This is a genomic window from Stenotrophomonas sp. GD04145, from assembly GCF_029835135.1.
Lineage (GTDB): Bacteria > Pseudomonadota > Gammaproteobacteria > Xanthomonadales > Xanthomonadaceae > Stenotrophomonas > Stenotrophomonas maltophilia_P.
Window position 1 is genome coordinate 1 of sequence record NZ_JAODZG010000026.1, and the last position, 23182, is coordinate 23182.

Consider the following 23182-nt stretch of genomic DNA (forward strand, 5'->3'; position numbering starts at 1 on the left):
CGATATAGCCCGGGAACGGCACGCCCGGCGCGCAGACCGGGCACTGCGGGTCCGGGCCGATGCCGGTCTCGCGGAAGCGCATGCCCAGTGCATCGAAACGCAGCAGACGCCCCACCAGGGGCTCGCCGATGCCCAGCAGCAGCTTCAACACCTCGGTGGCCTGCAGCACGCCGGCCAACCCTGGCAGCACGCCCAGCACGCCGGCCTCGGAACAGTTCGGCGCGAACTCCGGCGGCGGGGGCTCCGGGAACAGGCAGCGGTAGCAGGGCGCGACGCCGCGCTGGCGGCCGGCGTCGAACACGCTCACCTGGCCGTCGAAGCGCTCGATTGCCGCATACACCAGCGGCAGCCGGTGCTTGATGCAGGCATCGTTGAGCAGATAGCGCAGAGGGAAGTTGTCCGAGCCATCCAGCACCACGTCCACCCCGTCCAGCAGCGCGTCGACGTTGTCGGAGGTGACCCGCTGCGGCACGGCTTCAATGTCGATGGCGGGATTCAGCGCCAGCAGGCGCTCGCGTGCGGAGTCGACCTTGAGCTGGCCGACACTGGCTTCGGTATGCACGATCTGGCGGTGCAGGTTGCTGCGTTCGACGCGGTCGTGGTCGGCAAAGCGCAGGTGCCCGACCCCGGCGGCGGCCAGGTAGAAGCCGGCCGGTGCGCCCAGCCCGCCCGCGCCCAGCACCAGCACACGCGACTGCTGCAGGCGACGCTGGCCCGCCTCACCCACCTGCGGCAGCAGCAGGTGGCGCGAGTAGCGGTCGAAGAAATCGCGGTCGGCAGCGCTGGCCACGGGTTGCACCAGCGGGAGTGCCTGCTCGCGCCACGCCACGGTGCCCCCGGCGACCGACGCCACGTTTGCGTAGCCGGCATCGAGCAGGGCCTGCGCGGCGTCGGCCGAACGCTTGCCGGTCTGGCAGATCAGCAGGATTTCCTGTTCCGGGCGTGGCAGGTGCGCGGCCGGGTCGGCCTGCAGTTCCGCCCTGGCCACACCACGGGCGCCTTCGGCCATGCCACCGGCGCGCTCGTGCGCCTCCCGCACGTCGATCAGCACGGCGCCATGGGCCAGGCGGTCATGCGCCTGCGCCGGGGAAAGCTCTCGGATGCTCATGGCGCCATTATCGCGCAGGCCCTGCCTACCGAGCGTCCCACGGGTCACATCCCTGTTCCGAAGGAAAAGGGATCTGACCCCATTCCCCGTCAAACGAAAAAGGCGGCCCTGCGGCCGCCTTTCCGGTTACTTGCCCTTGACGTGTTTCATCAAGCGCCGCTTGGCCTTGATCTGCCGTTCGGTCAGCACGTTCTTCTTGCCCTCGTACGGGTTGGCACCTTCGCGGAACAGGAACACCACCGGCGTGCCGATCAGCTTGAAGCGCTTGCGGAAGAAGTTCTCCAGGTAGCGCTTGTACGACTCCTGCAGCTCCTTCAGGCGCGTGCCATGCACGATGAAGGTGGGCGGGTTGGCCCCGGCCGGGTGCACGTAACGCAGCTTGGAGACGTGGCCGCGGATGGTCGGCGGCGGGTTGGTCTCGTAGGCCACTTCCAGCGCCTTGTTCACTTCGCTGGTGGTGAACGTCTTGTTCGCCGATTCGTGGGCGCGGTGCACCGCACGGAACAGCTCACGCAGGCCCGAGCCATGCTTGGCCGAGATGCGCACCGATTCCGCCCACGGCACGAAGCCCAGCTTCAGCGACAGCATGGTTTCGGCCTGCTCGCGCTGGTACTCGGTCAGGCCATCCCACTTGTTGATGGCGATCACCAGGGCGCGGCCGGCGTCGAGCACGGCCCCCAGCACGGTGGCGTCCTGGTCGGTCACGCCTTCGGTGGCGTCCAGCATGAGCACGGCCACCTGGCACTGCTCGATGGACTGCATGGTCTTGACCACCGAGAACTTCTCGACCACCTCGTCCACCCGCGAGCGGCGACGCAGGCCGGCGGTGTCGATCAGGCGGTACTCGCGGCCATCGCGTTCCAGGTCCACCGCGATCGAATCGCGGGTGGTGCCGGGCACGTCGGAGGCGATCATGCGCTCCTCGCCGAGGATGCGGTTGACCAGGGTCGACTTGCCCACGTTGGGGCGGCCGACAAAGGCGATGCGCACACGGTTCGGATCGTTGTCCAGCTCTTCGCCACTGCCCTCTTCCGGCAGGCGCTGGATCACTTCATCGAGCAGATCGTCCAGGCCCTGACGATGCGCGGCCGAAACCGTCAGCATCTCGCTGAAACCGTAGCGCGCGAATTCCGAGCGCACGGCCATCTCGTCGGTGCCGTCGATCTTGTTGATGAGCAGCAGGGTCGGACGCGACAGCTTGCGCAGCCACGACAGGATCTCGTCATCCAGCGCCGACGTGCCCTCACGGGCATCGACGACGAACAGGATCAGGTCGGCTTCGGCGGCAGCGGCCCGGGCCTGACGCGTGGTTGCGCCCGCCAGGCCCTCGTCTTCCCCGGCGATACCGCCGGTGTCCACGACGAGGAAATGATTGTCCTCGTCGAGGCGGCAGACGCCGTAGTTGCGATCACGGGTGACGCCGGGCTGGTCATGGACCAGGGCGTCACGGGTGCGGGTCAACGCATTGAAAATGGTCGACTTGCCGACATTCGGCCGTCCAACCAGGGCGACCAAAGGCAGCATCGCGATTACTCCGTATTAATTTGCCAACCGGAAGGCGGTCAGCTTGCCATCCACGTTCTGCACCAGCAGCACCCCGTCGACGACGATCGGCTGGGCCAGCAGAGCTTCACCGCCGCTCTTGGCCCGCGCCGCCATCGCGCCATCGGACGTCTGCAGCCAGTGCACGTATCCCTTGTAGTCGCCGACCACCACGTAGTCGCCGTGCAGTGCCGGGCCGGTCAGCAGGCGCCGGGCGAGCCCGGTCTGCGACCACATCGCCGCGCCACTGGCCTTGTCCAGGCCGAACACGCCACCCTTGTTGTCGGTGACGAACACATTGCCCGACGAGACCGCCACGCCACCGGCACCGCCGTGGTCGCGCGCCCACAGCGGGCGACCGGTCGGGCCTTCGATGGCCATCGTCTGGTTCTTGAAGCTGCTCACGAACAGCGTGTTGCCATCGAGCACCGGCGCACCGTCGATGTCGGCCATGCGCTCCAGCTCGGTGCGCCCTTCAGCGCTGCCCACGTTCTGTTCCCACAGGGTGCGGCCATCCTGCATGGCCAGCGCGGCGATGGCGCCGTCATCCCTGCCGATGAACAGCACGCCCGGACCGGTCACCACCGGCGCATTGCCACGCACGGTCAGCGCCGGCAGTTCGCTCGGGTTGAACCAGCGCTGGGTGCCGTTGCCCACGTCGAAGGCGGTGATGCGGCCGTCGTTGCTGCGCACGAACACCATGCCCTGGGCCACCGCCGGCGCGGCGATCACTTCGCCGGGCACGCGGGCGCGCCACTTCTCGCTGCCGTCATTGATGTCCAGCGCGATGACCTGGCCGTCGAGCGTGCCGATCACGACGAGGTTCTCGCCAACACCCGGGCCACCGGACAGGCGCAGCTTGTCCTTCTTCTTTTCCTTCTTCGGCTCCCAGGTCCAGACCTTCTTGCCGGTCTGCAGGTCGATGGCGTGCACGCCACCGGTGATCGCCGCAGCGAACACGTGACCGTTGGCCACCGCCGGGCCCTGGCGCACGCCGATGCGACGCTCACCCTTGCCCAGATTGACCGACCAGGCCTTGTTGACCTTCAGGGTCGGCTCGAACTTGACCAGTTCGGCCGGCTCCTGCGCCTTCTTCGCTTCCGCGTCCTTGCCGGCGAACCAGCCCTTCATGGTGCTGCAGCCGGACAGCGCCACGCCGAGCAGCAGCACGGTGGCGACGCGGGTGATCATGACCTTCTGACTCATCAAACCGACTCCGCAGGGGCGGCGACGGTGCCGCCGGCGTCCATAACCTTGGTTTCCAGCAGGCGCCGCTGCGGCGCCGCCACGTCCAGCGTCTTCAACGCCTTCTCGTACTGTTCGCGGGCGGCATCACGCTTGCCCTGGGCCATCAGCGCATCGCCATGGATCTCCAGGCTGCCGCTGTCGGTGGCGCTGCCCAGCAGGGAGATGGCCTCGTCGGCCTTGCCGGTAGCGACCAGCAGGCGGGCCACGCGCTGGTCGACCACGCGCTGCAGGTCACCTTCGACCTTCACGCTGCGCAGCGTCGCCAGGGCTTCTTCATTCTTGCCGGCGTCGACCTGGGCCTTGGCCAGCTGCAGCGCCGCGAGGTCGCCGTAGATGCTGGAGGGACCGGCTTCGAGCGCCTTCACCGCCTTGGCGGCGTCGTCGAGCTTGTTCTGCTGCAGACCCACCAGTGCCTTCTGGTATTCGACATTGGCCGAGGCCAGCTTGCCGCCCTGCTGCGTCTGCCACCACTGCCAGCCGGCGATGGCGCCGATGGCGATGGCCACGCCACCGATGATGCTGGCGCCATTCTTCCGCAGCCAGCTGCGGACGCGTTCACTTTGTTCGTGCTCGTCGAGCAGATCGTCGATCGCCATGCGTACTCTCGCCCCGCCCATCGGGAGGGACCATTGGGATTATCGAAGGTGGTGAAACCGCGCCTCAGTGCGAAACCGGGACCACGGAGCCTTCAGAGGATACCTGAAAGCGTGCCACGTTGGCTCGCTGGTAGGGCGCCAGATCGACGATAGCGCCGTTCTGCTGAACCTGGACCGCCGAGGCGTTGCCCAGAGTGACCCGGGTCACCTGGCCCGGGGTGAAGCTTCGGCTCTCGCCCGACCGGATCAGCGCCTTCTCGACGGTGCTGCCATCGGGGCCGCCGATGTCGACCCAGCTGTCTCCGTTGAACTGCATCTCCAGCGTGGTGCCGGCACCCGCCGCAGTGGCGGCCGGACGCGGGACCGGCGCCAGCGAGGCGACGTACGGGGTCGCGGCCGGCTTGGCGGTGGACGCCACCGAGGTCTCCGTCGATGCCACCGGCTCGGCGCCGTCGGCGGCGGGGGTGACCGGCACGGTCGCCGGGATCACGTCCAGCGAGGCGGTGTTCGGCGACGGCGTGCCGCCATCGAAATGGCCGCGCGTGGCGAACCACACCGGCACGGCCAGCACCGCGGTGATGCCGACATACAGCACGCGCCGGCCGAGGTTCTCGGCGATCCGGCGCGCACGCGGGGTATGGGTATGGCTGACCAGGGTCGGCGGGACCACCGGGCCCACCTGGGCCTGCTCCAGCAGTTCGCTCACATCCACATTCAGCAGGCGCGCATAGCTGCGCAGCTGGCCGCGGACGAACACCGGCGCACCGAGCTTCTGCCACTGTTCTTCTTCCAGCGACCTGACCACCTGGACCGGCATGCGCAGCCGCTGTCCGACGTCGTCAAGGGTCAGTCCGGCCGCCTCGCGGGCCTGGCGAAGGCGGGTGCCACAGCCGGCCGCAGTCTCGAGAGCGCTCACAGTCTGGTCATCAATCACAATGCATCAACCCTGGAGTTAGGAGCCCGCATCCTGCGGAAATTCCTGTCGAATCCGCTGCAGATAGCGATCGGATGCTGCGTGATCGCCCAGCCGCGCCTCGATTTGAGACGCAAGTTGTAACACGGAACGTGTTGCGGGTGCAGCCGAAATCCTGCGCTCGGCGAAGGCCCGGGCCTCCATGTAGCGGCCCTGGCGGAAGCTCAGCTGGGCCATCGCCTCCAGGGCGACCGGGTTGGCCGGAGCCACCGCGAGTGCGGCACGCAGGTCGCGCTCGGCCCGTTCGGGCTGCCCCGCGTCAAGCGCACAGCCCCCCGCGTTGGCCTGCGCCTCGGCCGGCGTGGCATAGCCCGGCGCCTGCAGCGCACGATCGAACCACACCAGCGACTCGGCGGCCTGCCCCTGCTGGCACAGCCAGGCGCCATAGTTGTTGAGTACGTCACCGCGCTGCGGGGCCAGCTCTGCGGCCCTGCGGAAGCCCTCGCCCGCCTGCCGGGTGCGGCCGCGGCGGTCATCGATGCCGGCCAGCAGGACCAGTGCGTCAGGCTCGTCGGGCTGCAGCTTCAGCACCTGGCGGGCCTTGCTCTCGGCACCGTCCAGATTGCCCAGCTGCATGTCGCGCGAGGCCAGCACCAGCAGGTCGTTCACGCGCACCTGGCGACGCACGCCGTCCGGGTCACGCACCGAATAGACCGGCGCTTCGCTGGGACCGAGCCGGCCCTTGGGCGTGGAGGAGCAGGCACCGACCGCCATGGCCAGCACGCCCGCAAGCAGCGCCAGCCGGAAGCGGTCAGGCGGCCGCATCGCTCCCCTTCCCCGCCTGCAGCGTCTTGTTGAACTCCGCCTGGCGGCGGGTGCGGTCCATCACCTGGCCCTTGAGCTGGCCACAGGCGGCGTCGATGTCGTCGCCGCGCGTGCGGCGGACCATCGTCAGCACGTTGCTGTCGAGCAGGATCTTCTGGAACGCGCGGATGTCGGCTTCCTCGGAACGCTCGTAACGGGTACCCGGGAACGGATTGAACGGGATCAGGTTGACCTTGCCCGAGTCCTTGGCCTGCACCGCGTTGTCGAACTGGCGCATCAGCCGGGCCAGCTGGCGGGCATGCTCGGGCTGGTCGTTGATACCCTTCATCAGGGTGTATTCGAAAGTCACCGACTCGCGACGCTTGTTGGCGCGCAGGTAGCGCGCGCACGAGGCCATCAGCTCGGCGATCGGGTACTTCTTGTTGAGCGGCACCAGCGTCTCGCGCAGCTCGTCGTTCGGTGCGTGCAGCGACACCGCCAGGGAGACATCACTCTCGCTGGACAGGCGGTCGATCTGCGGCACCAGGCCGGACGTGGACAGCGTCACGCGCTTGTTCGCCAGGCCATAGCCCAGATCGTCGCGCATCACGCTCATGGCACGCACGACGTTGTCGAAATTCATCAGCGGCTCGCCCATGCCCATCATCACCACGTTGGTGAGACGGCGCATCTGGTGCGGCACGTTGCCCAGGTGGCGCGCAGCCACCCACACCTGGCCGATGATCTCGGCGGTGGTCAGGTTGCGGTTGAAGCCCTGGGTGGCAGTGGAGCAGAACGTGCAGTTCAGCCCGCAGCCGACCTGCGAGGACACGCACAGCGTGCCGCGGGTCTTGTCCGGGATGTACACGGTCTCGATGGCGTTCTTGCCATCCACGCCCATCGCCAGCAGCCACTTGTGGGTGCCGTCGGCGGAGGGCTTGTCGAACACGATGTTGGGAACGACGACCTCGGCATGATCCTGCAGCTTGGCGCGCAGGACCTTGCCGAGATCGGTCATCTCATCGAAGTCGGTGACGTAGCGGTGGTGGATCCACTTCATCACCTGGTGGGCACGGAACTTCTTCTCGCCGAGAACCTCGACGAAAAACGTCTCCAGGCCCGCGCGATCGAGGTCGAGCAGGTTCTGCTTGCCGGCCGTGGGTGCCGACTTCGGCAGCGGCTGGATGGCGGGTGTCTGTACGACCTCGTTCACGGCATCACTCTCAGCGCGAGACGACTTCGGTCGCGGCGAAGAAGTAGGCGATTTCGATCGCGGCATTCTCGACCGAGTCCGAGCCGTGGGCGGCATTGGCATCGATGGATTCAGCGAAGTCGGCGCGGATGGTGCCCGGCGCGGCTTCCTTCGGATTGGTGGCGCCCAGCAGGTCGCGGTGGGCCAACACGGCGTTCTCGCCTTCCAGGGCCTGGATCATCACCGGGCCGGAGATCATGAACTCGACCAGAGCGTTGAAGAACGGACGCTCGCGGTGCACGGCGTAGAAGCCTTCGGCTTCACGGCGCGACAGCTGCTTGTACTTGGCGGCGACGACCTTCAGGCCGGCCTTTTCAAAGCGGGCGTAGATTTCGCCGATGACGTTCTTGGCAACGGCGTCCGGCTTGATGATCGAAAGGGTGCGCTCCAGCGCCATGGGATGTCTCCAATGGAATCGGGCCGCTGATGGCCCGAAGGGTACATGAAAAAAACCCGCGTCGGAACGCGGGCTTAGCCTGATAAACGTAGGCGAATTGTAAAAGATAAAGCGGCGCGGTGGTAGTGCGCCCCTGGCTGGCGGCGCGTGGCGCCGGGGTCAGAGCCCCTGCGGGGATCCGCCCCCGGCTGTACCCCATTCACCCACCTGAGTGAAATCTGACCGGACCCCGCATTTTGCTGCACTGCAAAATGCCATACGCTACCGTCTGGTTCTAGTATCAAACAATCGTTTGATTAAGGTCCGCCTGCCGATGGCCAAGCCCGCCCACTTCTCGACCAAGGACCGGATCCTCGGTGCCGCGGAGGAGCTGTTCGCCCTGCACGGCTTTGCCGGCACGTCGCTGCGCCAGGTCACCAGCCAGGCCGACGTCAACATTGCCGCCGTCAACTACCACTTCGGTTCCAAGGAAAACCTGGTCAACGAGGTGTTCCGCCGTCGCATGGACGAGATGACCGGCGCCCGCATGGCCCAACTCGAACGCGCCCGCAGCGAACACCCCGGTGAACTGCGCCCGGTGCTGGCCGCCTTCGTGGAGCCGGCGCTGGCGCTGGCCCAGGACCGCCAGAGCGGCGGCGCCTTCGTCCGCGTGATCGCCCGCGCCTACGCCGAGAAAAACGACAACCTGCGCAAGTTCCTGTCCGACCACTACGGCCACGTGCTGCGCGCGTTCGGCAAGGCCATCGCCGAGTGCGTGCCCGACCTGAGCAAGGAAGAGCTGTACTGGCGGCTGGATTTCCTGGCCGGCTCGCTCACCTACGCCATGGCCGATTTCGGGCTGATCAAGCGTCCCGCCGGTGTCACCGAAGCGGCGCATCGTGCCCAGGCGGCCCACGAGCTCATCCATTTCGCCGAAGCCGGGTTCCGCGCCGCCGCACGCAGCGGCAGCGCCCTGCCCGCCTCCGCCTGATTCCACCCAGTAACTGCTGACCAACAAAGGCCCTTACACCATGTCCAATTCCCTGCTAGTCCGCCGCGCCGCCGTGCTGGGTGCCGGCGTCATGGGTGCCCAGATCGCCGCCCACCTCACCAACGCCGGCGTCGACACCGTGCTGTTCGACCTGCCCGCCAAGGAAGGTCCGGCCGATGGCATCGTGCTGAAGGCGATCGCCAACCTGGGCAAGCTCAGCCCGGCGCCGCTGGCCAGCAAGTCGCTGGCCGAGGCGATCACCCCGGCCAACTACGAGTCGGGGCTGGAGCAACTGAAGGACTGCGACCTGATCATCGAAGCCATTGCCGAGCGCATGGACTGGAAGCAGGACCTCTACAAGAAGATCGCTCCGTTCGTGGCCGATCACGCCGTGCTGGCGTCCAACACGTCCGGCCTGGGCATCAACAAGCTGGCCGACGTGCTGCCGGAACAGCTGCGCCACCGCTTCTGCGGCGTGCACTTCTTCAATCCGCCGCGCTACATGCACCTGGCCGAGCTGATCCCGGCCTCGACCACCGATGCCGCCGTGCTGGAAGGCCTGGAAGAGTTCCTGGTCACCACCCTGGGCAAGGGTGTGGTCTACGCCAAGGACACCCCGAATTTCATCGGCAACCGCATCGGCGTGTTCTCGATCCTGTCGACCATCCACCACACCCAGCAGTTTGGCCTGGGCTTTGACGAAGTGGACGGCCTGACCGGCCCGCTGGTGGGTCGCCCGAAGTCGGCCACCTACCGCACCTCCGACGTGGTCGGCCTGGACACCATGGCGCACGTGATCAAGACCATGGGCGACACCCTGCCGAACGACCCGTGGCATGAATTCTTCAAGTCGCCCAAGTGGCTGGACGCGCTGATTTCCAAGGGCGCGCTGGGCCAGAAGACCGGCGCCGGCATCTTCCGCAAGATCGGCAAGGACATCGTCGTGCTCGATCTGGAAAAGCAGGACTACCGCCCGGCCGACCGCAGCGCCGCACCGGAGGTGGTCGAGATCCTGAAGATCAGGAACCCGGCCGAAAAGTTCGCCAAGCTGCGCGAGAGCCAGCATCCGCAGGCACAGTTCCTGTGGGCGACCTTCCGCGACCTGTTCCACTACAGCGCCTACCACCTGGCCGACATCGCCGAGACCGCGCGCGACGTCGATCTCGCGATCCGCTGGGGCTACGGCTGGTCGCTGGGCCCGTTCGAGACCTGGCAGGCCGCGGGCTGGAAGCAGGTCGCGCAGTGGATCGCCGATGACATCGTCGCCGGCAAGAGCATGAGCAATGCCCCCCTGCCGGACTGGGTCTTCGACGGCCGCGACGGCGTGCACGCCGCCGAGGGCAGCTACAGCCCGTCGCGCAACGCCAAGCTGCCGCGCTCGTCGCTGCCGGTGTACCAGCGCCAGCGCTTCCCGGATCCGCTGCTGGGCGAAACGTTCGCGCCGGGCGAGACCGTGTTCGAGAACGATGGCCTGCGCATGTGGCACGACGGCGACGGTATCGCCGTGGTCAGCTTCAAGACCAAGATGAACACCGTCTCCGACCAGGTGCTCGATGGCCTGCAGGAATGCGTCTCGCGCGCCGAGAAGGACTTCCAGGGCCTGGTGATCTGGCAGCAGAAGGAACCGTTCTCCGCCGGTGCCGATCTGGCCGGCGCCCTGGGCCTGCTGCAGGCCGGCAAGGTCGACCAGTTCGAGCAGATGGTCGCCAACTTCCAGCGCACCAGCCAGCGCATCAAGTATTCGCTGGTGCCGGTGGTGGCTGCCGTGCGCGGCCTGGCCCTGGGCGGTGGCTGCGAGTTCCAGATGCACAGCGCCAAGACCGTGGCCTTCCTGGAAAGCTATATCGGCCTGGTGGAAGCCGGCGTCGGCCTGCTGCCGGCCGGTGGCGGCCTGAAGGAACTGGCCGTGCGCGCCTCGCAGGCGGCCGGCCCGGGCGGCGACGTGTTTGCCGAACTGAAGAAGACCTTCGAGACCGTGGCCATGGCCAAGGTGTCCAACTCGGCGGTCAATGCCAAGGAGCTGGGTCTGCTGCGCAGCACCGACAAGGTGGTGTTCAACACCTACGAGGCGCTGTACATCGCCAAGGCCGAAGCCCGCGCGTTGGCCGAAGCCGGCTACCGTCCGCCGCTGCCGGCACGCCGCATCCAGGTGGCCGGCGACGTCGGCATCGCCACCTTCAAGATGATGCTGGTCAACATGCTGGAAGGTCGCTTCATCAGCCCGTACGACTACGAGATTGCAGAGCGCATCGCCACCGTGCTGTGCGGCGGCAAGGTCGATCGCGGCACCCTGGTCGACGAAGAGTGGCTGCTGACCCTGGAGCGCAAGCACTTCGTCGAACTGGCCCAGCAGGAAAAGACCCAGGCCCGCATCGCGCACATGCTCAAGACCGGCAAGCCGCTGCGCAACTGATTGATGGCGGATGCCGGCCCCGGGCCGGCATCCCTCTGCCTCTGGTAGGTGCCCACCGCGGTGGGCACACCGGCAAAAAACTTCGAGAGATCACTGCAATGACCAAGCAAATCCAGGACGCCTACATCGTCGCCGCCACCCGTACCCCGGTGGGCAAGGCGCCCAAGGGCATGTTCCGCAATACCCGCCCCGACGACATGCTTGCCCACGTGCTGCGCAGCGTTGTCGCGCAGGCGCCGGGCGTGGACGTCAACCGCATCGATGATGCGATCATCGGCTGCGCGATGCCGGAAGCCGAGCAGGGCATGAACGTGGCGCGCATCGGCGTGCTGCTGGCCGGCCTACCGAACACCATCGCGGCGCAGACCGTCAATCGCTTCTGCTCCTCCGGCCTGCAGGCCGTTGCGCAGGCCGCCGATGCGATCCGCCTGGGCAACGCCGACCTGATGCTGGCCGGCGGCACCGAGTCGATGTCGATGGTGCCGATGATGGGCAACAAGATCGCGATGGCACCGAGCGTGTTCGACAACGACCATGTAGCCATCGCCTACGGCATGGGCATCACCGCCGAGAAGGTGGCCGAAGAGTGGAAGGTCTCGCGCGAAGAGCAGGATGCCTTCGCCCTGGCCTCGCACCAGAAGGCGATGGCTGCGATCCAGAACGGCGAGTTCAAGGACGAGATCAGCCCGTACGAGATCGTCTCGCACCTGCCGGACCTGGCCGATGGCCAGCGCATCATTACCCGCAACAAGGTTGCCGATACCGACGAAGGCCCGCGCCCGGATTCCTCGGCCGAAGGCCTGGCCAAGCTGCGCCCGGTGTTCCGCAATGGCCAGTTCGGTGGCACCGTCACTGCCGGCAACTCGTCGCAGATGAGCGACGGCGCCGGTGCCGTGCTGCTGGCGTCGGAACAGGCGATCAAGGACTACGGCCTGACCCCGCTGGCGCGCTTCGTCAGCTTCTCGGTGGCCGGCGTGCGTCCGGAAGTGATGGGCATCGGCCCGATCGCCGCGATCCCGAAGGCACTCAAGCAGGCCGGCCTGAACCAGGATCAGCTGGACTGGATCGAGCTCAATGAAGCCTTCGCCGCGCAGTCGCTGGCGGTGATCCGTGACTGCGGCCTGGACCCGGACAAGGTGAACCCGCTGGGTGGTGCGATCGCCCTGGGCCACCCGCTGGGTGCCACTGGTGCGATCCGTACCGCGACCCTGCTGCACGGCCTGCGTCGTCGCCAGCAGAAGTACGGCATGGTGACTATGTGCATCGGCACCGGCATGGGCGCGGCGGGTATTTTCGAGGCGCTGTAAGGTTCAAAGCGTTGCCTCGTTGGGCTTCATGGCGTGGGCCGGGTTGGCAGGGCTGCCTGGGACACGCCGTGAACCCATCCATGGGGACTCGATGGCGCCATCCATGGCGCCAACGGTCCCAGGCAGCCCTGCCAACCCGGCCCTTCCAGCCTCCCCGCGGCGGAGGGATGAGCAAGAGCTGGGGTCAGATCCCTTTGCTGCGCAAAGGGATCTGACCCCAACAAGCAAAAAGGCAGCCGATGGCTGCCTTTTTGCTTTTGCCCTTGTCTTTGATTCCGCCCTTCCCGTCCGCGCCACACGGGAACTGTCGAGAGGGGGCGGATGGCCCTCTCCAAAACCGTTGGCGCCATGGATGGCGCCATCGAGCACCATGGAAGGGCTTTGGCGTGTTTTGGAGAGGGCCATCCGCCCCCTCCCCCACGTATCAATCAAGGCGCCAAGACGGAGCGCCTGAAGAACCCCGTTACTCCGCCAGCATCGCCGCCAGCTTCTCGCGCGCCGGGCCCGCCAGCTTCGGGTTGTCCAGCGCGAAGCGGATCGTCGCCTCGACCAGCCCCAGGTGCGTGCCGCAGTCGAAACGGGTGCCCTCGAAACGGTAGGCATCGACCTGCTCGGTCTTCAGCAGCTGCGCGATCGCATCGGTCAGCTGGATCTCGCCACCGGCACCACTTCCGGTCTGCTCCAGCAGATCGAAGATCTTCGGGCTCAGCACATAGCGGCCGACCACCGCCAGATCGCTGGGGGCGTCCTCCGGCTTCGGCTTCTCCACGATCTGCGAGATACGGCCTTTGCGGCCATCGAAGGCCTCGGTGGCCACGATGCCGTAACTGGCCGTCTTGTCGTGCGGCACGTCCTCGACAGCGATCACGCTGGCACCGCTGGCCTCATTGAGATCGGCCATCTGCTTCAACGCACCGTCGCCGCGGTTCCAGATCAGATCGTCCGGCAGCAGCACGGCGAACGGCTCGTCACCGATCACGGCCTTGGCACACAGCACCGCGTGGCCCAGGCCCAACGCTTCGGCCTGCGTCACGAAGACCGCACGCACGCCGTTGGGCAGCACGTGGCGGATCATCTCCAGCTGCTCCTGCTTGCCGGCACGCTCGAGCTTCTGTTCCAGCTCATACGCTTTGTCGAAATAGTCGGCGACCGCGTGCTTGTAGCGGTTGGTGATGAACACCAGCGTGTCACAGCCGGCTTCTATGGCCTCATCAACAGCGTACTGGATAAGCGGACGATCGATGATCGGCAGCATTTCTTTCGGCACCGTCTTGGTCGCCGGCAGGAAGCGCGTCCCGAGCCCTGCCACGGGAAAAACTGCTTTACGAATTCGCTTGCTCATTAGTGCCTGTTGGCCTCGCGTGTCGGAAACGGCACGACTTTAGCGGATGAGATGTAAGCATCCTGTTCGATTGGAGAAAACTCCGGCATCGTCGCGAACAGGATCTCCTGGATGGTGTCGATGTCGTAGCTGCTGATCGCTTCGCGCAGCTTCGGAACGTTGCCGAGCACCATGTCACGCGAGAACGCGCGCACGCCGGCTTCGAGGATCTTCGGGTGCGCGGTCGAACGATAGTCCTCGTCGGAATAGAACAGCGTCTCGTGCAGCTTCTCACCCGGGCGCAGCCCGGTGTAGATGATCGGAATATCCTTGTACGGCTGCTTGCCGGCCAGCCGGATCATCTGCTCGGCCAGCACCCGGATCGGCACCGGCTCACCCATGTCGAGCGTGTAGATGGCGCCATGCGACGCCGAGGCGGCCGCCTGCAGGATGAGCTGGCAGGCCTCGGGGATCGTCATGAAATAGCGGCTGACCTCCGGGTCGGTGACCGTGACCGGCCCGCCCTTGAGGATCTGCTCGCGGAACAACGGCACGACGCTGCCCGCCGACGCCAGCACGTTGCCGAAGCGCACGGTGACGAAGCGGGTATGCGTGGACTTCTGGTCCAGGCTCTGGCAGATCATCTCGGCGTAGCGCTTGCTGGCACCCAGCGCATTGACCGGATCGACCGCCTTGTCGGTGGAGATGAACACGAAGTGCTCGACGTGTGCCTCCAGGCAGGCACGGGCGACGTTCTCCGTGGCCAGGATGTTGTTGCGCACCGCCTCGCGCAGCTGCCGTTCCAGTACCGGCACATGCTTGTAGGCGGCAGCATGGAAGGCCGTATCGACCGGGTGCAGCGACAGCGCATGGCGGATCACTGCGGGGTCACCGCAGTCACCCAGCACGGCTTCGATCTCGATGTCGGGAAAACTGCGGCGCAGCTCGCCTTCGATGGTCAACAGCAGCAGTTCGCTGATCTCCAGCAGGACGATGCGGCCTGCACCGTGGCGCGCGCACTGGCGGCAGAGTTCTGAACCGATCGAACCACCGGCACCGGTCACCATCACGGTGCGCCCGCCCAGCCAGCCACGGATCAGGTTCCAGTCCGGCATGATCGGCTTGCGGCCCAGCAGATCCTCGATCGCCACTTCCTTCAGCTGGCCCGGCAGCGACTGCCCCTGCAGGATGTCACTGAGCTTGGGCACGGTGCGGAACGGAACCCCGGTGCTCTCGCAGATGGCGACCACGCGCTGCATGCCGGCGGCATCCAGCGACGGAATGGCGATGACCAGCAGCTTGGCTGCGGTTTCGCGGGCCACGGCCGGCGCATCGTCCAGCGTGCCCAGGATCGGCAGGCCCTGCAGTTTCGCGCCGCGCAGGTGCGGGGCGTCATCGAGCAGGCCGACCGGCTCGAAATTGCCGGAACGACGCAGATCGCGGACCAGCGTTTCGGCGGCCTGTCCGGCACCCAGGATCAGCACCCGGCGCGCGCTCGAATCGGACTGCAGCGCCTGGTAGTCCTTCCATGCGCGATACAGCAGGCGCGGCGCGCCCAGCAGGGCCGACAGCGCGAAGGGATAGATCACCAGCACCGACATCGGCACGCCGTTGAAGCGCTTCCACATCAGCACCAGGACGATGGCGACCATGCCGATGAAGCTGGCTTTGAAGATGTTCAGCAGGTCGCTGACACTGGCAAACCGCCACAGGCCGCGATACAGGCCCACGCGCCAGAACACCAGTCCCTGCAGCAGCAGGACCAGGGTGGTATCGACATTCCACAACGGCAGCGCAGGCGCGTCCGGCAGGATCGAGTAACGACCGGCATGGAGCAGCTGCCAGCATGCCCAGACCATGAACAGGTCGTGGCAGACAATGGCCGTACGCGGCAACAGGCCGAGGATTCTATCCCGCCAGGGTGAAGACATATTTCAAGGAGTTCCTTGTCGGAGGCGCATTCCATTGCGCAGGAGGAGCCACAGCATGCTCAGCGTGATGAACCAAGCAATTGCCACGACAGCCTCCCACCTCGGCTGCAGATTCGAACTGACATTGAACACTGTAATACTGAATAGGCCCAAAACAAAGTACATCCCTGTCACCTGGGCGTGGCTGGCTCCTGCCTGCACAGCGCGCTGGTAGACGTGCTGGGTGTGGGGTTCCATCCAGCGTTGCCCGGAAATGATGCGCGCCAGCAGTGTGAAGCCCGCGTCCACGAGGAACGGCGACAGCGGCACCAGCAGCAGGATCCAGTTGATGTCGGTGCGCAGGCTGGCCACGGCCACGACGGCCGCCACCGCGTAGCCCAGCGCTCCGCTGCCGACATCCCCGAGGAAGATGCGTGCGCGCGGAAAGTTGAAGGGCAGGAAACCCACGCAGGCCAGCCCGAGGGCGATGGCCAGCAGCGACCACGGCCAGGGCAGCACAGGAGCGAACCCCAGCGCGACCACGATGGCCTGGCTGCTGGCGATGCCGTTGATGCCATCCATGAAGTTCCAGATGTTGATCAACGAGGCGGTGAAGAACAGCACCAGCAGGGCCAGCAGCCAGCTGCCGCCGTGGATCTTCACCAGCCCGGCCAGCAGGCCGGCAGCAATGAAATGCACAAGCAGCCTGCGCATGGCCGGCAGCGGGCGATGGTCGTCCCACCAGCCGATGCCGGCGACCAGCAGCAGGCCGGCAGCGGCGACCAGCAGGCTCGGCATGGCCTGCGGCCACGCCCACATGGCCACGGCGGCGGTGACCAGCAGGCTGATGACAATGGCGATGCCGCCGCCACGTGGCGTGGCGACGCTATGGCTGCGGCGTTCCCCGGGGTGGTCCATCAGCTGCCGGCGCAGCGCGTAGCCGCGCGCCGCCCAGGTCAGGGCGGCGCTCAGCAGGGCCAACGCCAGCAGCGCGCCCATCACGAGCCAGGGCATGATTCAGAGCACCGCGTAGTTCAGCAGCGGCTTGACCGTACCCCATTCCTTGCAGCTCGGGCACTGCCAGTGGTGGGTGCGCGCGCCGAAGCCGCAGCGTGTGCAGCGGTAGGCCGGATTGCGCACCAGCAGCTGGTCGGTGATGTGCTTGAGATCGTGCAGGGTGGCGGTGGAATCGGCACCTTCGGCGAGGGTCAGGTCGATCAACGCCGATTCGCCGCGCACCGAGGGGCGATCCTTGAGCTGGCGGCCCAGATAGGCGCGCGCAGGGGCGACACCTTCCTGTTCCTCCATCAGCCGGGTCAGCGCCAGCACCGGCGCGATACCGCGGTAGTGCTCGGTCATTTCCGAAAGGAAGGCGCGGGCGCCGCCCAGGTCGCCGACCTTGCGGTAGTTCTGCATCAGCGCCGGCAGCAATTCCGGCAGATACTCCGGGTCATTGCGCGCAGCACGCTCGAAGGCTCGCACCGCCGCTTCGGGATTGCCGGCATCGCTCTCCAGGCGTCCTTCGATGATGCCGGCGCGCACCGACATCGCATCGGCCTGGTAGGCACGGGCAATGGCCGCCCTCGCCTCTTCCAGCTTGCCGGCGCCACGGAAGCGTTCGGCCAGCTCGCACTCGAACTGCCCGATCAGCTTGCCCATCGGCTCGCCGGTGACATCCTCGAAGCGGGTGGCGTTGTCGATCGCCTTCTCCCAGTCGCGCTCGGCCTGGTAGATCCCGATCAGGTGCTTGAGCGCCTGCGGCGCACGCTGATCCAGCTGGGCCAGTTCGGTGAACACGGTCTCGGCGCGGTCCAGCAGGCCGGACTTCATGTAGTCCTCGCCCAGCGCCAGCAGCGCCTGCACGCGCTGCGCATCGCTCAGATCGTTGCGGTTGACCAGGCCCTGGTGCAGGCGGATGGCGCGGTCCACTTCGCCGCGGCGACGGAACAGATGGCCCAGCGCGACCTGGGTCTCGAAGGTTTCCTTGTCGAGCTCGGCGATGTGCAGGAACAGCTCGATGGCCTTGTCCGGCTGCTCGTTGAGCAGGTAGTTCAGGCCACGGAAGTAGGTGCTGGACAGTCGGCTGACCTGGTTGTCACCGTGGCGCTGACCGCCACGCCGTCCGATCACCCAGCCGGCCAGGGCGGCCAGCGGCACGAACAGGAAAAACCAGAACCACTCGGTGACGAAATCCATCTTCGATCAACGTCCGTCAAAAGATTGGGGGGAAGCGGCCGGTGCCGGCGTCGCGGCAGCGGACTTGTTGGCGCGGCGCAGCTGGCTGTAGAGCGGAACGACCACGCTCACCAGCACCAGGCCGGCGCCGACCACCACGCCCACCAGCAGGGCGGCGATCAATGCCACGCCGACGGAGGTATGCAGCTCGGTGAACAGCAGGTTGATCGACATCGCGGTCATGTTGACCGCACCGATGATCAATCCAAGGATCAACACCGCCAGCAGGACCAGCAGACGAAAGACCTTCATGCGACAGCTCCAGGGGCGGGAGACCGTAGCTTATCCGACTCGCGGCTGGATTCGCACGCGGTGGCGCGACGGGACGCTCAGGCGGGATCGGCGTCCAGCGGCAGCACGCTGCTGACCCGCTCGCGCAGTTCCTTGCCCGGCTTGAAATGGGGAACGTGCTTGCCCGGCAGGGCAACCGATTCGCCGGTCTTGGGGTTTCGACCCAGGCGCGGCGGGCGGTAGTGCAGCGAGAAGCTGCCAAAACCGCGGATTTCGATGCGATCCCCGACAGAGAGGGAACCGCCCATCATTTCCAGCAACGACTTCACCGCCAGATCGACATCATCGGCCTTCAGGTGCGCCTGACGGCGCGCAAGGATTTCGATCAGTTCGGATTTGGTCATCACCGGCTCACATCAGGGGCATTTCAGCCTGAAACGGCCCGGGCAGTGCCCGGGCCGTCCAGGAAACAACGAACAACGGGCCCGATTACTCGGACTTGCTACCGTTCAGCTGGGCACGCAGCAGCGCGCCGAGCTGGGTGGTGCCACCCGAAGCGGACTGGTATTCCTCCAGCACTTCGCGCATTTCCGCGTCGTCCTTGGCCTTGATCGACAGCTGCAGGGTACGGCCCTTGCGGTCCATGCCCACGAACTTGGCTTCGACCTTGTCGCCGACCTTCAGGTGCTGGGTGGCGTCGTCAACGCGCTCGTTGGCGATGTCGCGAGCCGAAACGTAGCCTTCGATGCCGTCGGCCAGTTCGATCACGGCGCCCTTGGCGTCGACTTCCTTCACCACGCCTTCAACCTTTGAGCCCTTCGGATTGGCCGCCATGTACTGGCCGAACGGATCCTGCTCCAGCTGCTTCACGCCCAGGGAGATGCGCTCGCGCTCCGGGTCGACGGCCAGGACGACGGCGTCCAGGGTATCGCCCTTCTTGAAGTTGCGAACGACGTCTTCGCCGGTGGTGTTCCAGCTGATGTCGGACAGGTGGACCAGACCATCGATGCCACCGTCCAGGCCGATGAAGATGCCGAAGTCGGTGATCGACTTGATCTGGCCGGACACCTTGTCACCCTTCTTGTGGGTGGCAGCGAAGGTTTCCCACGGATTGGCGGCAACCTGCTTCATGCCCAGCGAGATGCGGCGACGCTCTTCATCGACGTCCAGCACCATCACTTCGACTTCGTCACCGACCTGCACGACCTTGGACGGGTTGACGTTCTTGTTGGTCCAATCCATCTCGGAGACGTGCACCAGGCCTTCGACGCCCGGCTCGATCTCGACGAACGCGCCGTAATCGGTGACGTTGGAGACCTTGCCGAAGACGCGGCTGTTGGCCGGGTAACGACGGGCGATGTTGTCCCACGGATCTTCGCCCAGCTGCTTCAGGCCCAGCGAAACGCGGTTGCGCTCGCGGTCGAACTTCAGCACGCGCACGTCCAGCTCGTCGCCGACGTTCACGACTTCGGACGGATGGCGCACGCGCTTCCATGCCATGTCGGTGATGTGCAGCAGGCCGTCGATACCGCCCAGGTCCACGAACGCGCCGTAGTCGGTCAGGTTCTTGACGACACCCTTCAGGATCGCGCCTTCCTGCAGCTTGTCCATCAGCTGCTCGCGCTCTTCCGAGTGCTCGCTTTCGACGACAGCGCGGCGCGAGACCACGACGTTGTTACGCTTGCGGTCCAGCTTGATGAGCTTGAATTCCAGCTCCTTGCCTTCCAGGTAGGCCGGATCGCGCACCGGGCGCACATCGACCAGGGAACCCGGCAGGAAGGCGCGGACATCCTTGATGTCCACGGTGAAACCACCCTTGACCTTGCCACTGATGCGGCCGGTGATGGTTTCGTTCTTTTCCAACGCTTCTTCCAGCTCGTCCCACACCATCGCGCGCTTGGCCTTCTCGCGCGACAGGACGGTTTCGCCGAAGCCGTTCTCGATGGAGTCGAGGGCGACCTTGACGATATCGCCTTCGGCGACATCGATCTCGCCAGCGTCGTTACGGAACTGTTCGATCGGCACGATGCCTTCGGACTTCAGGCCAGCGTTGATCACCACGACGTCGCCGCGGACTTCAACAACGGTACCGCTGACGATGGCGCCCGGCTTCAGCTTGGCCAGATTGGCCTGGCTGGCTTCAAACAGTTCGGCAAATGATTCGGTCATTAGATTTACTCTGTTGGACACATGGGTCGGTGGCGTCCCTTCGGGGATGGGCGACCGCCCGCCTGTTGGTCGACCCCGGAAAAGCAGGTCGTGTGTGAAGTAGGAAAACCGCCACGCATCATTGCGCGACGGAGCTTGTACAGCACTGCTATTGCGCGACCACCACCGATGCGGCTGGCAGTGCTCCCGCGCGAACGGATCAGGCAGCCGGAACCGGAAGCAGATCCATCACTCGGGCAACGACATCTGCGATGCCGATGCCTGTGGTGTCGATGAGGACGGCATCGTCTGCCGGCTTCAGGGGCGCCACGGTACGCTGAGCATCACGGGCGTCGCGGGCCATGATCTCGCGCAGGAGGTCATCAAAGTTAACAGAAACCCCCTTGTCTTTCAACTGCTTATGCCGGCGCTCGGCGCGCTCTTCGGCACTGGCGGTCAGGAACACCTTGTAGGGGGCATCCGGGAAGATCACCGTACCCATGTCGCGACCGTCCGCGACCAGGCCCGGCAGCTCCCTGAATGCGCGCTGCCGCTCCTTCAGGGCCGCCCGGACTTCGGGAATGGCCGCGATGGCCGACGCCAGCGCGCCGGTGGTCTCCAGCCGCAGTTCGTCGGTGGCATCGCTGCCATTGACCAGGACCCGCATCGCGTCACCCTGTTCAACAAACTGAACATGGGTATCGAACGTGCACCGCACCAGTGCCGAGGCGTCGGAGGTATCGATGTCGGCCCAGCTGGCGGCCACGCCCACCGCCCGGTACAGGGCGCCTGAATCCAGGTAATGCCAGCCCATCCGGCGCGCCACGATGCGGCTGATGGTACCCTTGCCGGCCCCTGATGGGCCGTCGATGGTCAGGACGGGAGCGAGTGGATTCATGGGGGTCCCAGTACGTGTGAAGGGGGCATTCTAGCCCCTGCCAGACACCCCGCGACGGATCTTTTGTGCAACCACTTGAAACCATGAGGAAAAGCCCGGTAGAATGGCGGGCTTGAACGAGCGTCAACTGCCGATTGTCTTTCGCATATCGCGGCCACGCTCCACCCGAACAACTACTGTTTACGCCGAGGTATGCCATGAAAGTCCTGTCCTCCCTGAAGTCGGCGAAGGCCCGTCACCGTGACTGCAAGGTCGTCCGTCGCCGTGGCAAGATCTTCGTGATCTGCAAGTCGAACCCGCGTTTCAAGGCGCGTCAGCGCTGAGCCCAACAGCCTTCGTGGCTGCGGCTGGTCCCGCGCGGGACCGACCCGATGCAAAAAGCCGCCTTCGGGCGGTTTTTTGTTTATGCGGCTTTTTCCTGCCGATTTTGCTGTAATCGCCTTTCTTGACCACTGGGGAGTAGATCGAGATGAAGCGTTACCTGTCCACCCTGGCCGTGCTGGCCACTCTGGCTGCCGCCACGCCGGCCCTGGCCGACACTCTGCTTGTCGACCGCGCCCGCGAGAAGCCGGCCGGCGCCCTGCCCCTTCGTGGCCAGTCCATGCAGCAGGTGCAGAGCCAGTTCGGTGCGCCCAGCGAGCAGCTGCAGCCGCGCGGCGGGCAGAAGCGGCAATGGCCGACCATCAACCGCTGGGTGTACCCACAGTTCACTGTCTACTTCGAGAAGCAGAAGGTGATCGACGTGGTGGCCAACCAGGCGGACCCGAACGAAATCGGCCCGAAACCGCCGATCCGTTGACCCCTTTACCCGCCCCGGGCGGGCCTGTGTAGCGAGACCATGAACCAGACCCTTCGTTTTCCTGCCGAGTGGGAAGCCCAGAGCGGCGTCCTGATTGCCTGGCCCACCGCCGATACCGACTGGGCCGACCGCCTGGGACAGGTGGAGGAAACCTATATCGCACTGGTTGCAGCGATCACCCGCTTCCAGCCGGTGCTGATCTGCGTGGCCGATGACGATGTGGAGACCTATGCCGAAATGCGGCTGCGCTCCAACCGCATCGACATGGACAGGGTGCACTTCACCACGGCGGCCTACGACGACACCTGGCTGCGCGACTCGGGCCCGATCACCCTGCGCCGTGCCGACGGCGGCTTCCAGCTGCTGGACTTCCGCTTCACCGGCTGGGGCGGCAAGTTCGATGCCACCCTCGACGATCAGCTGGTGGGCGCGCTCGACCAGGCCGGCGTTTTCAACGACGCGCCGGTGCGCAGCATCCCGTTCGCGCTGGAAGGCGGCGCCATCGAAACCGACGGTGAAGGCACCCTGCTGACCACCTGGAAGTGCCTGCACGAACGCCACCCGGATCGTGACCGCGCCAGCCTGAGCACCGACCTCGCCGACTGGCTGCAGCAGGAGCGCGTGCTGTGGCTCGACCACGGCTACCTGGAAGGCGACGATACCGATGCCCACATCGATACCCTCGCCCGCTTCGCCTCGGCGGACAGCATCGTCTACCAGGCCTGCGACGACGAGAACGACTCGCACTACGCCGAGCTGCAGGCGATGGGCAGGGAACTGGCTGCGCTGCGCACCCGTGACGGTCAGCCATACCGCCTGTTCCCGCTGCCGTGGGCACAGCCGGTGATCGACGAAGGCCGCCGCCTGGCGGCCTCGTACGCCAACTACCTGATCGTCAACGGCGCGGTGCTGATGCCGGCGTACGGTGATCCGGCCGACGATCTGGCCCGCGACGTGCTGGCCAAGGCCCATCCGGGCCGCGAGATCGTCCAGGTGCCCTGCCGCTCGCTGATCTGGCAGAACGGCAGCCTGCACTGCATCACCATGCAGCTGCCGGAAGGCCTGCTGAAGGCGTAGCACGATGCGGTAG

Annotated in this window: 22 protein-coding genes; 6 read left to right on the forward strand and 16 right to left on the reverse strand. The window is 66.1% G+C overall.

The annotated features are described in order from the left end of the window. The 8 genes from moeB to ndk all read right to left on the reverse strand — a co-directional run. On the reverse strand, positions 1-1108 hold a 1108-nt coding region (moeB, locus tag N7367_RS13135; RefSeq protein ID WP_279942545.1), incomplete at its 3' end, for a molybdopterin-synthase adenylyltransferase MoeB. A 126-nt stretch (positions 1109-1234) separates the two neighbouring features. Further along, positions 1235-2632, reverse strand: coding sequence for a ribosome biogenesis GTPase Der (gene der / locus N7367_RS13140; RefSeq protein ID WP_053520183.1), 1398 nt, complete (start codon positions 2630-2632; stop codon positions 1235-1237). Between the two features lie 15 nt (positions 2633-2647). Next, positions 2648-3856, reverse strand: coding sequence for an outer membrane protein assembly factor BamB (gene bamB, locus N7367_RS13145; protein ID WP_053520184.1), 1209 nt, complete (start codon positions 3854-3856; stop codon positions 2648-2650). Then, positions 3856-4494 (reverse strand): tetratricopeptide repeat protein, encoded by a 639-nt coding sequence (locus tag N7367_RS13150; protein WP_053520185.1) that lies wholly within the window; start codon positions 4492-4494, stop codon positions 3856-3858. The genes bamB and N7367_RS13150 overlap by 1 nt, the downstream gene beginning before the upstream one ends. A gap of 64 nt (positions 4495-4558) precedes the next feature. Then, on the reverse strand, positions 4559-5428 hold the full coding sequence (locus tag N7367_RS13155; protein ID WP_065175051.1) for a RodZ domain-containing protein: 870 nt from the start codon (positions 5426-5428) through the stop codon (positions 4559-4561). Positions 5429-5446: 18 nt separating this feature from the next. Continuing rightward, a complete protein-coding gene (pilW, locus tag N7367_RS13160; protein WP_065181337.1) occupies positions 5447-6232 on the reverse strand; it encodes a type IV pilus biogenesis/stability protein PilW in 786 nt (261 codons plus the stop codon). After that, positions 6219-7424: a 23S rRNA (adenine(2503)-C(2))-methyltransferase RlmN gene (rlmN, locus tag N7367_RS13165; RefSeq protein WP_053520188.1), complete on the reverse strand. Its 1206-nt coding sequence runs from the start codon at positions 7422-7424 to the stop codon at positions 6219-6221. The genes pilW and rlmN overlap by 14 nt, the downstream gene beginning before the upstream one ends. Before the next feature lie 10 nt (positions 7425-7434). Beyond that, the gene (gene ndk / locus N7367_RS13170) at positions 7435-7860 is read right to left on the reverse strand and encodes a nucleoside-diphosphate kinase (RefSeq protein ID WP_005409295.1); all 426 of its coding nucleotides are present in this window, start codon (positions 7858-7860) and stop codon (positions 7435-7437) included. A gap of 313 nt (positions 7861-8173) precedes the next feature. On the opposite strand from ndk, the gene N7367_RS13175 reads away from it, so the two are divergent. The 3 genes from N7367_RS13175 (at position 8174) to N7367_RS13185 (ending at position 12550) form a co-directional block, all read left to right on the forward strand. Further along, the gene (locus N7367_RS13175) at positions 8174-8830 is read left to right on the forward strand and encodes a TetR family transcriptional regulator (protein ID WP_065175050.1); all 657 of its coding nucleotides are present in this window, start codon (positions 8174-8176) and stop codon (positions 8828-8830) included. Between the two features lie 40 nt (positions 8831-8870). Then, the gene (locus N7367_RS13180; protein WP_279942546.1) at positions 8871-11243 is read left to right on the forward strand and encodes a 3-hydroxyacyl-CoA dehydrogenase/enoyl-CoA hydratase family protein; all 2373 of its coding nucleotides are present in this window, start codon (positions 8871-8873) and stop codon (positions 11241-11243) included. Positions 11244-11341: 98 nt separating this feature from the next. Beyond that, complete coding sequence (locus N7367_RS13185) at positions 11342-12550, forward strand: acetyl-CoA C-acyltransferase (protein WP_074901393.1); 1209 nt, start codon at positions 11342-11344, stop codon at positions 12548-12550. Positions 12551-13013: 463 nt separating this feature from the next. Here N7367_RS13185 and galU read toward each other — a convergent pair whose 3' ends face one another. The 8 genes from galU to cmk all read right to left on the reverse strand — a co-directional run bounded on the left by galU (position 13014) and on the right by cmk (position 21293). Next, positions 13014-13892, reverse strand: a complete 879-nt coding sequence (galU, locus tag N7367_RS13190; protein ID WP_053517730.1) for a UTP--glucose-1-phosphate uridylyltransferase GalU — start codon at positions 13890-13892, stop codon at positions 13014-13016. Next, positions 13892-15802, reverse strand: a complete 1911-nt coding sequence (locus tag N7367_RS13195; protein ID WP_053517731.1) for a nucleoside-diphosphate sugar epimerase/dehydratase — start codon at positions 15800-15802, stop codon at positions 13892-13894. The genes galU and N7367_RS13195 overlap by 1 nt, the downstream gene beginning before the upstream one ends. A 3-nt stretch (positions 15803-15805) precedes the next feature. Then, positions 15806-16795, reverse strand: a complete 990-nt coding sequence (locus tag N7367_RS13200; RefSeq protein ID WP_279942547.1) for a glycosyltransferase family 4 protein — start codon at positions 16793-16795, stop codon at positions 15806-15808. A 3-nt stretch (positions 16796-16798) separates the two neighbouring features. Beyond that, on the reverse strand, positions 16799-17977 hold the full coding sequence (gene lapB / locus N7367_RS13205; RefSeq protein ID WP_053517734.1) for a lipopolysaccharide assembly protein LapB: 1179 nt from the start codon (positions 17975-17977) through the stop codon (positions 16799-16801). Between the two features lie 6 nt (positions 17978-17983). Beyond that, complete coding sequence (locus tag N7367_RS13210; RefSeq protein WP_053517736.1) at positions 17984-18268, reverse strand: lipopolysaccharide assembly protein LapA domain-containing protein; 285 nt, start codon at positions 18266-18268, stop codon at positions 17984-17986. 77 nt (positions 18269-18345) lie between these two features. Next, the gene (locus N7367_RS13215) at positions 18346-18651 is read right to left on the reverse strand and encodes an integration host factor subunit beta (RefSeq protein ID WP_053517737.1); all 306 of its coding nucleotides are present in this window, start codon (positions 18649-18651) and stop codon (positions 18346-18348) included. Positions 18652-18736: 85 nt separating this feature from the next. After that, the gene (gene rpsA / locus N7367_RS13220; protein ID WP_053517739.1) at positions 18737-20416 is read right to left on the reverse strand and encodes a 30S ribosomal protein S1; all 1680 of its coding nucleotides are present in this window, start codon (positions 20414-20416) and stop codon (positions 18737-18739) included. A 199-nt stretch (positions 20417-20615) separates the two neighbouring features. Continuing rightward, positions 20616-21293, reverse strand: a complete 678-nt coding sequence (gene cmk, locus N7367_RS13225) for a (d)CMP kinase (protein ID WP_053517740.1) — start codon at positions 21291-21293, stop codon at positions 20616-20618. A gap of 197 nt (positions 21294-21490) precedes the next feature. Between cmk and ykgO the strand changes: the two genes are divergently transcribed. The 3 genes from ykgO to N7367_RS13240 all read left to right on the forward strand — a co-directional run bounded on the left by ykgO (position 21491) and on the right by N7367_RS13240 (position 23169). Further along, positions 21491-21616 (forward strand): type B 50S ribosomal protein L36, encoded by a 126-nt coding sequence (gene ykgO, locus N7367_RS13230; protein ID WP_005409283.1) that lies wholly within the window; start codon positions 21491-21493, stop codon positions 21614-21616. Positions 21617-21762: 146 nt separating this feature from the next. Continuing rightward, a complete protein-coding gene (locus N7367_RS13235) occupies positions 21763-22092 on the forward strand; it encodes a hypothetical protein (protein ID WP_053517741.1) in 330 nt (109 codons plus the stop codon). 39 nt (positions 22093-22131) lie between these two features. Beyond that, complete coding sequence (locus N7367_RS13240; protein ID WP_180877199.1) at positions 22132-23169, forward strand: agmatine deiminase family protein; 1038 nt, start codon at positions 22132-22134, stop codon at positions 23167-23169. Positions 23170-23182: the final 13 nt, after the last annotated feature.